The sequence below is a fragment of the Lysobacter sp. P5_B9 genome (genome assembly GCF_054049835.1).
The window spans coordinates 403,271-416,103 of sequence record NZ_JBFULP010000001.1; the positions used below are offsets into that span (position 1 = coordinate 403,271).

The window sequence follows — 12,833 nt, forward strand, 5'->3', positions numbered from 1 at the left end:
GGTTAAACTTGCCGCCATGACTACCACCACCAAGCCCGACGCCGCCAAGGAACGCACCGGCCGCCTCAGCGCCGATGACTGGGCGTCGGCCGCCTTGGACCTCATAGCCGAGCAGGGGGTGGCCGCCGTCGCCGTCGAGCCGCTCGCCCGCCGGCTGGGTGTTACCAAGGGCAGTTTCTACTGGCACTTCCCATCGCGCGAAGCCCTCCTGGTCGCTGCGCTGGAGCGTTGGGAGAAGATGGAACAGGAGTTGTTGTTCGGCGAGCTCGAGCCCATCAACGACCCACGTGCCCGCCTGCGTGCGCTCTTCAACCTGGTGGCGCACGAATACAAGTCGCACGTCGTCTATTCCGAACTGATCAAGGCGATGGACCACCCGGCGGTGCAGCCGGTGATCGGTCGTGTGTCCGAACGTCGCCTGGATTACCTGACCGCCTCGTTCCGCCAGGCGGGTCTTGTGCGCACCGACGCACGCCATCGTGCCCAGTTGCTGTACTCCGCCTACGTCGGTTTCCTGCAGCTCAATCTGCAGCTGCACCAGACGCGGATGCAGCACGACGAATTCGAGGCCTATGTCGAGCACATGGCCGTGACCCTGATTCCCAATCCGTAGAAGGTTTCATCGATGAACAATGTGTCGCAGAACGCTCCGGCTGAAAATGCCGGACGAAGCAAACTTGCCGCGCTCAACGACTGGGTTGCACAAGTAGCGTCTCTGACCCAACCCGATGCGATCCACTGGTGCGACGGCAGCGACGCCGAGAACGCCGCGCTCATCGCGCGGATGGAAGCCGACGGCACCCTGATCCCGCTGAACCCCGAAACCCACCCGCGCAGCTGGCTGCATCGCTCCCATCCGGACGACGTCGCCCGCGTCGAGCACCTGACCTTCGTCTGCACGCCGCAGCAGGAAGATGCCGGTCCCAACAACCACTGGATGTCGCCGGCCGATGGCCACGCCAAGATGGATGCGCTGTTCGCCGGTTGCATGAAGGGCCGCACCATGTACGTCATTCCGTACTGCATGGGGCCGATCGACTCGCCGTTGTCGCGTTGCGGCGTCGAGATTACCGACTCTCCCTACGTCGTCGCCAACATGCGCATCATGACCCGCATGGGCGCGCCGGCCCTCGCGCGCATCGAGCGCGAAGGCTCGTTCGTGAAAGGCCTGCATTCGATTGGCGAGCTCGACCCGAACCGCCGCTACATCATGCATTTCCCCGAAGAACTGGCGATCAAGTCATTCGGTTCCGGCTACGGCGGCAACGCACTGCTGGGCAAGAAGTGCCATGCGCTGCGCATCGCCTCGCACCAGGCCAAGGCCGAAGGCTGGCTCGCCGAGCACATGCTGATCCTCGGCCTGGAAAGCCCGCAGGGTGAAACCCATTACATCGCCGCGGCATTCCCGTCCGCGTGCGGCAAGACCAACCTCGCCATGCTCATCCCGCCGGAGGGCTACCGCAAGGACGGCTGGAAGGTATGGACCGTCGGCGACGACATCTGCTGGATGCGCCCGGGTTCCGACGGTCGCCTCTATGCGATCAATCCGGAGGCGGGCTTCTTCGGTGTCGCCCCGGGTACCTCGATCAATTCCAATCCGAATGCGCTGAAGACCATCGCGCACGACACGATCTTCACCAACGTCGCCACCACTGCCGACAACCAGCCTTGGTGGGAGGGATTGAGCCAGGGCAAGCCCGTCATTGATTGGCGCGGAAATGACTACGATTTCAGCAAGGGCGCCCCGGCGGCGCATCCGAATTCGCGTTTCACCGTGAGCGCGAAGCAGTGCCCGTCGTACTCGCCGCACGCGGAAGATGCGCAGGGCGTGCCGATCAGCGCGATCGTCTTCGGTGGTCGGCGCGCGTCGCTGGTGCCGCTGGTATTCGAAGCACGCGACTGGACGCACGGCGTGCTGGTGGGTGCCGCGATGGGTTCCGAAACCACTGCCGCGGCCACGGGTGCCGTTGGCGTGATGCGCCGCGATCCGATGGCGATGAAGCCCTTCTGCGGTTACAACTTCGCCGACTATTTCGGCCACTGGCTGTCGTTCGACCAGGATGGCGCGAAGCTGCCGAAGATCTTCCATGTCAACTGGTTCCGCAAGGGCGACGACGGCAAGTTCCTCTGGCCGGGCTTCGGCGACAACCTGCGCGTGCTGGAATGGATGATCAAGCGCGTGAAGGGCGAAGCTGGCGCGGTCGAAACGCCGATCGGCCACTTGCCGAGCCTCGATGACGTCAATGTCGATGGCATCGCCCTGAGCGATGAGGCGAAGGCCAAGCTGTTCGGGTTCGACCACGCCGGCTGGCGTGCCGAGTTCGAGAGCATCGGCGAATACCTCGGCGAGTACGGTCCGCGCATGCCGCAGGCACTGCACGACGAACAGCAGCGCATTGCCCGTTCGCTGGCCAGCTGACGAGCCATGACCTCGAACCCCGCCGCGCCCGCGAGCAGTCGCGAGCTGTTGATCGATGGCCGCCCGCTGCGGGTGTTCGACGGGCTGCTGCCCAATGTGGGCGAGTACGTGCAGGGGCTGGCGCGTGCGATGTTCACCCGCACGGAGTTCGCGCGGCCTGAGACGGCCGAGCACAAGCACTGGGCCACGGAAATCAAGCTCGAAGCGCTCATGCGCCAGCCGATTTTTGAAGTTACCCGCCTCGCCGTGGGTGGCTTCGCGGGGCCCGGGTTTGGATATCGTCCGTATCGCGCCTACACCAACGTCGCGAGCTACGGCGACATGCTGTTCACGCATACGGACTGCCTGCCGGACCAGCACGACCTGACCGCGCTGTGGTACCTGTGCGAACGCTGGGACCTCGAGTGGGGCGGCGAGACGATGTTCTATGACGCGCAGGACGAGATCGCCTGCGCGGTGCGCCCCCAGCCGGGAAGGCTGGTCATCTTTGACGGCGCGATCAAGCACGTCGGAAGGCCGCCGAACCGCATCTGCTATGCGCCGCGCTACACCTTCGCCATCAAGTTCGAGCGCGTCGCGAACGGCGGGGCATGATGAACGCAGAAACGGTGCCCGCGCTTTGGAACAAGGCTGAAACCTACGCCCGCCAGGGGCAGTGGGCCGCCGCACTGGCGCAATACGACAACGTGCTGGCGCGTGATCCGGGCCATGCGATGGCGATGCTGCGCGCATCGAGGATGGCGCTCTCGCTCGGCCGTTACCGTGACGGCCTCGACTACACCTTGCGCGCGCTGGCCAGGCGCCCCGGCAGCGATGAGACCGTGCTCACCCTGGTGCGTGCGTTGCGCATGTACAACGAGCCTGTCGCGCTGCTCGAATGCGTGGAGCACTCGCGCTGGCGTGAACGCCGCTCGGCCACCTGGCTGACGGACCTGGCCATGATGGTCAGCACGATCGGCGCCAACGACCTGGCGATGGAGATGCTCGATCTCGCGATCATTCGCGAACCGAACAACCCGCAGACCCGCTATTTCCGCGGAGTCGTACAGATGTTCTTCGGCGACATGGAAGCCTCCGAACGGGAGCTGGAGCTGAGCATCGCCAAGGCGCCCGGGCTCACCCAGGCGCATTGGGTGCTGTCGCGCCTGCGCAAGCAGACGGAAGACGCCAATCATGTCGAGCGCATGCGCGCCCTGATTCCCAGGGTGCCGCGCGGCAGCGAAAGCGATGCATACCTGGCGTTCGCCCTGCACAACGAGCTCCATGACCTGGGTCGATATGCCGATTCCTGGCAGGCGCTGCAGCAGGGCTGCCGCTGCAAGCGCCAGCTGACGCCGCACGACCGCACCGATGCCCGCCGCATGTATGACGGCCTGATGGCGTTGGCCGACGAACAATTCGTGCAACCCGTCGCGCAGCCCGAGGCCACTTTTGTACCGGTGTTCATCGTCGGCATGCACCGCTCCGGAAGCACGCTGCTCGAGCAATTGCTGGGCGGCCATCCGATGGTGGCGGACGGCGGCGAGACATACTCGTTCACGACGCAGATGCGTTATGCGGCGGATTACCGCAACAAGGGTGTGGTCGATGCCGAATTGGTCCGGCGCGCGGCCAACGTCGATTACGGCCTGGTGGGGCGCCGTTTCGATGAAGCGACCGCCTGGCGGGCCAAGGGCAAGCCATACCTGACCGAAAAGCTGCCGTCGAACTTCCTCAACCTAGGCTTCATCGCCAAGGCCCTGCCGCAGGCCCGGATCCTGCACATGGTTCGCGACCCGTTGGATACGTGCTTCTCCAACCTGCGCACGATGTTTTCGGACGTGAACACGTTCTCGTACGACCAGCAGGAGTTGGCGGAGTGGTATGGCCAGTACCGGCAGCTGATGGCCCACTGGCACAAGGTGATGCCGGGCCGGATCCTCGACGTCCACTACGACGCGTTGGTGGAGGACCCCGAGGGCGTGATGCGTGGCGTGCTCGAATTCTGCGGCCTGCCGTGGGACGCAGCGGCGACGACGCTGGAAGGAGCCGGCGCGGTGGCCACCGCGAGCAGTCCGCAGATGCGCGGCGGGATCATCAAGAACCGCAAGGCCGCCTGGAGTCCGTACGAGCAACAATTGCAGCCGTTGATCGAAGGACTGGCCCCGTATCGCTGACTGACGAGGGTCGGACCGGCCCCGCCTGGCTGTCATTTCATGCCGAACCAGCAGTTGAAGGCGACAGTGATGCGTTCATCGTTGCCGTAGAACGGCATGACCTCATGCTGCAGCCATGACGGGAACAGCACCAGCTGCCCCCCCTCGAAACGGACGCTCCAGGTGCCATGGTGGTACGGGGCGCGCAGCCGTGCATTGCCGGGGTCGAGGAAATAGTTGCTGTAGTGGTGCGGGTTGTGGAACCGCAGGATCCCTGATTCAGGCCGGTCCGCTGGCGTCTCCCCGGCGGCCACACAGTAGACGCCCGACCAGGATGCCATCGGGTGGGTGTGCATGATGGTGAATCCGCCGTTCCGGGTCACGTGGAACCAGGTGTGCGAGAAGATCTGCAGGCGCTGCATATCCTCGGCGCTGTAGCCGTTGAGGTCCTGGATCAGCTTGCCCAGCGCCGACCAGCAGAACTGGCGCAAGCGCTGCACGCACGGCTCCGGCCATGAGAACAGGTTGAAGTCGCTCTCGAATACGCCCTGGTGCTGCTTCAGCGAAGGATTGGGGTTGGCGTAGCGGTCCCCTTCCGACTCGCGTGCGAGCAGCAACGCCTTCAGTTCCGCATTGATGGATTGCGCATCGGGCAGGGTTTCCTGGCCGAGCGGCACGGCGAATACCGGATTGATCTCAAGTGGCATGCGTGGCGATTCCTGGGCGCGGCGCTCCCGCGCAACGGGGCTAGTGTACTGCGCAAAAAACTACGGCCCCTTTCGGGGCCGTAGTGGCAAACATACAACTGGGCTGGATCAGAACTTCTGCGCGTAACGCATGTAGTAGAAGCGGCCCGGGACTTCGTACTGCGGGTCGAACGAGTTCGCGAAGGCATTCAGCGCAACCGGCGGATCCTTGTCGAACACGTTGTTGACGCCCACGGTGATCTTCGCGTTCCACGGCGCGTTCCAGTAGGCGCTCACGTCGTGGTAGGTCGTCGCACCGATGTGGTTCTCGGCAGCAGGCGTAGCGACGATGGAATCGCCACCAGCCTCGCCGTCCCACACGCCATTGCCGTTGTCGTCGCTGGGCAGGCCGATGAAGCGGTCAGGATCCGAGCACAGGAAGGCGTAGCCGTAGTCTTCGAAGTTCTGGCACCCCTCGTTCTGAGCCGAGAAGTAACGGATGTTCCAATTCGCGCCGAAATCACCCATTTCCCAGCGCGTGGCCAGGTTGGAGCGGATGCGCCACGAGTTGGAGTTCTGGGCGAACTCGCCGACCTGGTTGCCGCCTTCGTTGAAGTTGAACGGCTGGCCGATGGCCGGCAGGATCTGCTGGTCTTCGCCGAAGCGGCCGTCGCCATCGATGTCCTGTTCGAAGCTGGACAGGTAGGTGGTATCCCACACGAAGCTGAAGGTACCCCACGCCGTTTCCGGCAGGCGGTAGCTGACCGTCATGTCGTAGCCTTCGAGCTTGGCGCCGCCGATGTTGGTCGTGGTGTTCAGCAGGGTGTTGATGTCGCCGGCCGGATTACGCGAGTAGAGCGCGCAAGTCGGGCCCGTACCACCGGAGTCCAAGCACTGCTGGATGATGTTGGCACCGCCGATCGTGGTGATCTGGTCTTCTAGCTTGATCTTCCACCAGTCGAGCGAGATGTCCAGGCCTTCCGCGAAGCTCGGGCTGTAGACCACGCCGAAGGTGGTGGACTCGGCCGTTTCCGGCTGCAGGTCAGGATTGCCGCCGACGGTGATGCGGATCTGCGAGCTGTCCTGCACGTAACCGCCGTTCGGCACGCCTTCGGCAATACACCGGGCCTTGGCCGCCGGGATCTGGTTCTGGAAGTTGGCGACGTTGCAGGGGTCCGACAGGGTCGGGAACGAGTCGGCCTGGCCGGCGAACAGTTCACCGATCGACGGAGCGCGGAAGCCTTCGGTCCAGTTGCCGCGGACCATCAGGTCATCGATCGGCTTCCAGCGGAAACCGAACTTGCTGTTCAGCGTGTCGCCGAAGTTGCTGTAGTCCGAGTAACGGGTGGCGACGCTGAAGTCGAGCAGCTTGGCGAACGGCATGTCGGCCAGCACCGGGATGGCCAGTTCGAGGTAGGCCTCGTCAAGCGAGTAGCCGCCCTTGGTGGGGGTACGCACGTTGCCGGTGGTGTTGCCCGAAGCGATCAGCGCGTCCGGCGAGTCGTAACCGGATTCGCTGCGGTGCTCGAGGCCGAACGAGAAGCCCAGCGCGCCGGCCGGCATGTCGAACACTTCGCCGCTGACGTTGGCGTAGTAGGTCTTCTGCAGGTAGTTGTACTCGTCGTGCGCGGTGAACGACACGAAGTCGAGCATTTCCGGGGTGATGCTGCCAACGCCGCCGAGCAGGTCGAGCGGCACGCAGCCGGCGACGATAGCGGTGGCGGTACCGCAGTGAGCCACGCCGGCAGCGTCGCGGAACGACGGGCCGAGCGCCTGCTTCAGCGCGATGACGTTCATCAGGCCCTGGGTGGTGTTGTTGGCCTGGTTCTCACCGCGGAAGTAACCAGCTTCCCAGTCGAAGTACTTCTCGCCGAAGTTCAGCGTGCCTTCGAAGCCGGCGTCCACCGCGAACGTACGCACGTCCTGGTTGAACGAACGGCCGCCGGTTTCGACGAAGCGGCGGTTGATGCGCGAGACGTCCTGGCCGAACGGGTTGTAGATGCTGTCCTTGCTGATGAAGACCGCACGGCTCAGCGGAGTGGCACCCGGAGCGGTACCCAGAACGACCGGCATGGCGGCGAGCAGCTGCTCGGACGTGCGCTCGTTGTAGGTGATGGTGGTCTTGAAGCGGATGTCGTCGGTGATGTCCACCGAGGCATTGCCGAACACCGAGCGGCGTTCCTGCGGGGTCAGCAGGTAGTTCTCAGGGGCGAAGTTGTACGCATCAACGCCCGGGACGTACGGACGCGGCGCGCTGTCCGGACCGCCGTCGTAGGTGAAGGTGCCGGCGCCGCCGTTGAAGTTCCGCTGCGGGCCATTGCAAAGGTTGGTGGCGCTGTTGTAGCCACCCGGGCACAGCGCGAAGCGGCCGCCCGGCGAGGTGCCGCTGCCGAACGCGTTGCCCGTGCCGACGACCGGCTCCTTGGAGATGTCGCGGTCGCCAGCCATGACCGGCTCTTCCTTGACCCAGCCGAAGCCCATCATCGCGGTGAAGCGGTCGGAAGCCGAACCGATGGTGAAGTCGTAGGCCTGCTTGGTGCCGTCGCCCTTGTCGAACTGGCCGATGTAAGCGTTGGCTTCGGCGCCTTCGAAGTTCTGGCGCAGGATCACGTTGACCACGCCGGCGATGGCGTCGGAGCCGTAAATCGTCGAGGCGCCGTCCTTCAGGACTTCGATGCGCTCGACCGCGGCGGTCGGAATGGTGTTCAGGTCGACCGCGCCACCCAGGCCGGTACCACCGACCCAACGACGGCCGTTGACCAGCACCAGGGTGCGGTTCGAACCGAGGTTACGCAGGCTGACGCGGGTTTCACCGTTGCCGCCGTTGTTGAAGGTGCTGTTGAGGGTCGAACCGTTGGCCGTGATGTTCTGGATCACGTCGCCGACCGAGGTCAGGCCCTGTGCGGTGATTTCATCGCGGCTCAGCGAGAACACCGGCTGCGAGGTCTCGATGTCGGTGCGCTTGATGCGCGAGCCAGTCACCTCGATGCGATCGAGGGTGGTGGCTTCCTTCTTTTCCGGCGGAGCGGCTTCCTGCGCGAACGCAGAGCCGGTTCCGGCGATGGCGCCCACAGCGATAGCGAACGAAATCGCGTCGCGGAGCTTGTTGGTCTTAAGGGTCATTTCTCTCTCTCTCCAAGTCGGTCTTGGTTTGTTTCCCATGGGAACCTCCCCGGCGGAGTCAAGGAAGACACCTAATCCGGCAAGGCCGTCCGGATAGTAGACGGCTGCTCCGAAAAATTAAAGTGTCGTTAACAAGCGCCGACGAATGGTCCCCGGACGGGTTCCAAAGGCAAAAACGAGGGAGAGGGCCGCCGGAAGGGGGGGGCAGCAAAAACGAGGGAGACGCCGCCGGAAGGGGGGCGGCCGGAGAGCGGACTAGAGGTCCTGCTCGTAGCGGACGTAGGGAACGGTTCCCTCGTCCTTGTCGCTGCCACTGGGAGCGAAGGGGTTCTTGCCCCGGGTCACGATGTTCTCGGCGCCGACGGTGAGCTGGCCGCTCCAGGGCGTCCGCCAGGTGAGTCCCACTCCAAGGCCGCCCCATTGGCCCGGGACCCCGGGGGTGTCGACGACGCGGCCGATGATGTTGGCGCCAAAATTGCCCACCCCGGCGCCGACCGTGAAGGTCTTGCTGGTCCAGCGGTCGGCTACTTCGGACGGGATGTCGTCCGCAGGGATCAGGCGGGCCCGGGCCAGGGTGCCGCCAATGGAGACGGTTGCCTCGCGGCCGACGTTTTTCTGGCCGTAGAGGGTAAGACTGTTCTGGTCGAGCTTGCCGGTCTTGTAGCTGGGGCTGAGCCACGCGGGCAGGGTGTCGCGTGCCGTGCCCATGATCAGGCCCACGCGGCCGCTGCCGTGGCTCAGACTGGCTCCGCCACTGAACTGCCGGTCGCCGCTGCCATCGCCATCACCGTCGAGCGTGGCAAGCATGCAGTGGTTGGCGAGGCTGCTTATCGCCGAGGACAGCCCGTTCTTGCGATCGCATACCAGGCCCAGCGTATCGCCGGCAGCGACGCCGAAAGCGGCATCCAGGGTATTGCCGCCCACGCGCCAGCGGGCGCCGGCAACCGGGATCGTGCTGGGTTCGAGCTGGAGGACGGCTTCGAGCTTGCCGTTGGTGTTCCACACCGGGAGCAGGGTCGCATCGGTGCGCCCCGTGGCCTGCGCATGCACGCCCGAAGCCACGCCAAGGGCGAGCAGCAGGGCTAGTGGCAGCTGGAACAGGCGCGCTTTCATGGCGTGGTTACGACCGGAATCGGTCGGTGAAGTTCCCCGCGTTATGGGCCTAGGACTATAGCTACTTTATGCTTATTTAACAATCTGTGCGTTGCGTCGCAAGCCCCTTATTGGGTCCGTTCGGGGGCAGGTTGAACCTCCAACCCGGTCTCGAAAAGTCCGGTGATCTGCTCCCCACTGAACCGATACGACTGGCCGCAAAACTCACAACGCACGAGCGCCTCCCCGTCGGCCAAGGCCGCGTGGGCCTCCTCCGCGCCCAGCGAGGTCAGCATAGCCTCCACCCGTTCCCTTGAGCACGAGCAGGCAAAGCTCAGCGGCCTGGAGCCCAGCAACTGGACGCCGTCCTCGTGGAACAACCGGGTCACCAGTTGGGTATCGGTCCAGTCCAGCAACTCCTGGGGGGTCAGGGTCTCGAACAACGCGCCGGCCCGTGCCCAGCCGTCGTCGTCGCCGGCGTCGCCGGGCAACTTCTGCAGCATCAGGCCTGCGGCAGCGGTCTCGTCCGCCGCCAGCAGGAGGCGGGTGGGCAGCTGCTCCGAGCGGCGGAAATAGTCTTCAAAGGCGCCGGCGAGCGAATCGGACTCGAGTGCGACCAGTCCCTGGTAGCGCATGGGCTCGCGACCATCGCGCGAAGGGTTTTCGATGGTGATGGCGAGCATCGCGTCGGGTCCCAGGTCGCGCAGGTCGCGGGACACGGTGCCCTCGTCGGCCAGTTGCGCGATGCCGCGCAGCGTGCCCGCGGCGGTGCATTCGGCGAACAGCGTGCGCAAGGCGCCATGGCCCCGCAGCTGCACCGACAGCCGGCCGTCGACCTTGGCGTGTCCGGTGAAAAGGGCGGCCGCGGCGGCGGCTTCACCCAGCAGTTCCGCCGCGGCCGCCGGGATTTCATGGTCCAGGCTGGCGGCGCGCGTGCGGATCTGCTGCCAGGTGTCCTGCAGGTGCACGCGCACGCCGCGCACCCCGGCGCCTTCGATCAGGAAACGGCTCAGCTGGTCACGATCTGTGGGGGTCGTCATTGGGGGGCTCATGCGGTAAGGCGCGCGTCATCCACGATAATGCGCACCAGGGTTTGCGGGGATGACCGCAAGATGGGGATGGGGGCAGCCGGGTGCAAGACGCAGGTCGACAGGGGAACGAAGTGACGGCAAGGGCCGTGCGAAAGCGTTGGCGGGGCTGGTTGTGGAAGCTGCCGCTGATGTTCGTGGCCGTCACGGTCCTGCAGGTGTTGCTGCTGCGTTTCATCGATCCTCCGTTCACGGCATTCATGGCCGCCAGGGAGGTCGAGGCCTGGGGCTCAGGCGAATTCGGCTTCCGCATCGCCTACGACTGGCGCGATCTCGACGAGATCTCGCGCAACGTGCCGCTGGCGATGATCGCGTCGGAAGACCAGAACTTCGCGACGCACAACGGCTTCGACTTCAAGGCGATCGAAAAGGCCCGCGCCCACAACGAGCGCGCCGAGGAACGTGCGCGCAAACGCAACAAGCCGGTCAAGCGGATCCGTGGCGCGAGCACCATCAGCCAGCAGACAGCGAAAAACCTGTTCCTGTGGAAGGGGCAGGGCGTCACGCGCTGGGCGCGCAAGGGATTGGAGGTCTGGTACACGGTGCTGATCGAGGCGCTTTGGCCCAAGGCCCGCATCATCGAGGTCTATGCCAACACGGTGGAACTCGGCGACGGCGTGTACGGCGCGCAGGCCGCGGCGCGCACCTATTTCGGCAAGGATGCCAACACGCTCACGCCGGCCGAAGCCGCGAGCATGGCCGCAGTGCTGCCGAATCCGCGCCGGTACAGCCTGGCGAGCCCGGGTCCCTACGTGCAGCGGCGCAGCAGCGCCATCCAGCGGCAGATGCGCTACATGGGCGGCCCGGAATTCCTGCGGCAAATTGACTGAATCGCGACGGGCGGCGCCGGGCCCGTTACCATTCCGGCATGCCCCGTGACCTGCTCACCGTCGTCGTTGCGGCCTTCAACGAGGCCCAGGCCTTGCCGCTGTTGCATCCCCGCGTGCGCGCCGCGCTGGATGGGATGCTCGATGTCGACGGCCGCGTGCTCTATGTGGACGACGGCAGCCACGACGCCACCTGGGCCGTGCTGCAGCAGATCGCCGCCAACGATCCAGGCGTCGGCCTGCTCCGCCTCTCCCGCAACTTCGGCAAGGAGGCGGCGTTGACCGCGGGGCTGGACCATGTCGGCGCCGGTGCCGCATTGATCCTCGATGCCGACGGGCAGGACCCGCCCGAGCTGATCCCGCAGTTCGTCGCCAAGTGGCGCGAGGGCTATGACGACGTACACGGCACGCGCATGGAGCGCGAAGGCGAAAGCTGGCTCAAGCGCGGCACCGCGCACGCCTTCTATCGCGTGATCGGCCGGCTCTCGCATACGCCGATCCCCGCCGATACCGGCGACTTCCGCCTGCTCTCGCCGCGTTCCCTGGCGGCGCTGCGGCAGTTGCGCGAGCGCCACCGCTTCATGAAGGGGTTGTTTGGATGGGTGGGTTTCAATTCCACCGCGATTCCTTACCACCGCGCGGCGCGCAACGCCGGTACCAGCAAATTCAACCTGTGGCGCCTGTGGAATTTCGCGCTCGAGGGCATCACGAGCTTCTCAACCGCACCGCTGCGGCTGGCGACGTACCTGGGCCTGCTGACCGCGGTCGTGGCCTTCCTGTACGCGCTCTGGGTCGTGCTCAAGGCCATGTTCTGGGGCGACCCCGTCGCCGGCTGGCCGACGATGATGGCCGTCATCCTCTTCCTCGGGGGCGTGCAGCTGATCGCCCTCGGTCTCATCGGTGAATACCTGGGCCGCCTGTACGACGAAGCCAAGCAGCGACCGCTCTACTTGGTCGATGCCTGGAGGCCGGCGGCAGGAGTATTCTCTGCCTCGTCAGTCGCCATCGAAGGAGAGGGCCATGCGTACCGTGCGGCAGCTGCTCGAAGCGAAAACCCCGGAGATCTACGCGATCGCGCCTGATGCGCCGGTGATCGATGCGATCCGGCTGATGGCGGAAAAACGCATCGGCGCGGTGCTGGTGATGGAAGGGACGCGACTGGTCGGCATCCTGTCGGAACGCGACTATGCGCGGAAGATCGTGCTGCAGGGGCGCTCGTCCAGCGACACGCCCGTGCGTACCATCATGACCGCAGATGTCCTCACCGTGCGCCCGGACGACACGGCCGAGCACTGCATGCAGGTCGTCACCAACCAGCGCATCCGCCACCTGCCGGTGATCCGGGGCGGCGAAGTCGTCGGCGTGGTTTCGATCGGGGACCTGGTGAAGGCGGTCATCGAGGACCAGCAGGTCGAACTGGACCAGCTGCAGCGCTATATCGCCAGTTGAGTAAAGCCGGGCGG

11 protein-coding genes are annotated in these 12,833 nt (G+C 65.2%); 7 read left to right on the forward strand and 4 right to left on the reverse strand.

Annotated features, from left to right (window positions below; translation table 11 throughout):
* The first annotated feature begins 16 nt into the window (after window positions 1-16).
* The 4 genes from ACXJJ9_RS01835 to ACXJJ9_RS01850 are packed head-to-tail and all read left to right on the forward strand — an operon-like array spanning window position 17 to window position 4,575.
* Complete coding sequence (locus ACXJJ9_RS01835; protein ID WP_457095575.1) at window positions 17-613, forward strand: TetR/AcrR family transcriptional regulator; 597 nt, start codon at window positions 17-19, stop codon at window positions 611-613.
* Between the two features lie 12 nt (window positions 614-625).
* Window positions 626-2,419, forward strand: a complete 1,794-nt coding sequence (locus ACXJJ9_RS01840) for a phosphoenolpyruvate carboxykinase (GTP) (RefSeq protein WP_457095576.1) — start codon at window positions 626-628, stop codon at window positions 2,417-2,419.
* 6 nt (window positions 2,420-2,425) lie between these two features.
* Window positions 2,426-3,013: a 2OG-Fe(II) oxygenase gene (locus ACXJJ9_RS01845; RefSeq protein ID WP_457095577.1), complete on the forward strand. Its 588-nt coding sequence runs from the start codon at window positions 2,426-2,428 to the stop codon at window positions 3,011-3,013.
* Window positions 3,013-4,575 carry a tetratricopeptide repeat-containing sulfotransferase family protein gene (locus ACXJJ9_RS01850; protein ID WP_457095578.1) on the forward strand — a complete coding sequence of 521 codons (1,563 nt, stop codon included), beginning with the start codon at window positions 3,013-3,015 and terminating at the stop codon, window positions 4,573-4,575. Before ACXJJ9_RS01845 ends, ACXJJ9_RS01850 begins: the two co-directional genes overlap by 1 nt.
* Before the next feature lie 32 nt (window positions 4,576-4,607).
* Here the strand turns inward: ACXJJ9_RS01850 and ACXJJ9_RS01855 are convergent, their stop codons facing one another.
* The 4 genes from ACXJJ9_RS01855 to hslO all read right to left on the reverse strand — a co-directional run bounded on the left by ACXJJ9_RS01855 (window position 4,608) and on the right by hslO (window position 10,495).
* The gene (locus ACXJJ9_RS01855; RefSeq protein WP_457095579.1) at window positions 4,608-5,261 is read right to left on the reverse strand and encodes a TIGR02466 family protein; all 654 of its coding nucleotides are present in this window, start codon (window positions 5,259-5,261) and stop codon (window positions 4,608-4,610) included.
* 108 nt (window positions 5,262-5,369) lie between these two features.
* The gene (locus ACXJJ9_RS01860) at window positions 5,370-8,363 is read right to left on the reverse strand and encodes a TonB-dependent receptor domain-containing protein (RefSeq protein WP_457095580.1); all 2,994 of its coding nucleotides are present in this window, start codon (window positions 8,361-8,363) and stop codon (window positions 5,370-5,372) included.
* Between the two features lie 255 nt (window positions 8,364-8,618).
* Window positions 8,619-9,440: an XOO1806 family protein gene (locus ACXJJ9_RS01865; protein ID WP_457096137.1), complete on the reverse strand. Its 822-nt coding sequence runs from the start codon at window positions 9,438-9,440 to the stop codon at window positions 8,619-8,621.
* 143 nt (window positions 9,441-9,583) lie between these two features.
* Entirely contained in the window at window positions 9,584-10,495 is a 912-nt protein-coding gene (gene hslO, locus ACXJJ9_RS01870) for an Hsp33 family molecular chaperone HslO (RefSeq protein ID WP_457095581.1), read from the reverse strand.
* A 137-nt stretch (window positions 10,496-10,632) separates the two neighbouring features.
* Here hslO and mtgA point away from each other — a divergent pair, with 137 nt between their 5' ends.
* Genes mtgA through ACXJJ9_RS01885 form a run of 3 tightly spaced genes read left to right on the forward strand, consistent with a single transcriptional unit; the run spans window position 10,633 to window position 12,819 of the window.
* On the forward strand, window positions 10,633-11,373 hold the full coding sequence (mtgA, locus tag ACXJJ9_RS01875) for a monofunctional biosynthetic peptidoglycan transglycosylase (RefSeq protein WP_457095582.1): 741 nt from the start codon (window positions 10,633-10,635) through the stop codon (window positions 11,371-11,373).
* Window positions 11,374-11,411: 38 nt separating this feature from the next.
* Window positions 11,412-12,452: a glycosyltransferase family 2 protein gene (locus tag ACXJJ9_RS01880; RefSeq protein ID WP_457095583.1), complete on the forward strand. Its 1,041-nt coding sequence runs from the start codon at window positions 11,412-11,414 to the stop codon at window positions 12,450-12,452.
* Window positions 12,391-12,819, forward strand: coding sequence for a CBS domain-containing protein (locus ACXJJ9_RS01885; RefSeq protein WP_457095584.1), 429 nt, complete (start codon window positions 12,391-12,393; stop codon window positions 12,817-12,819). Before ACXJJ9_RS01880 ends, ACXJJ9_RS01885 begins: the two co-directional genes overlap by 62 nt.
* Window positions 12,820-12,833 lie beyond the last annotated feature (14 nt).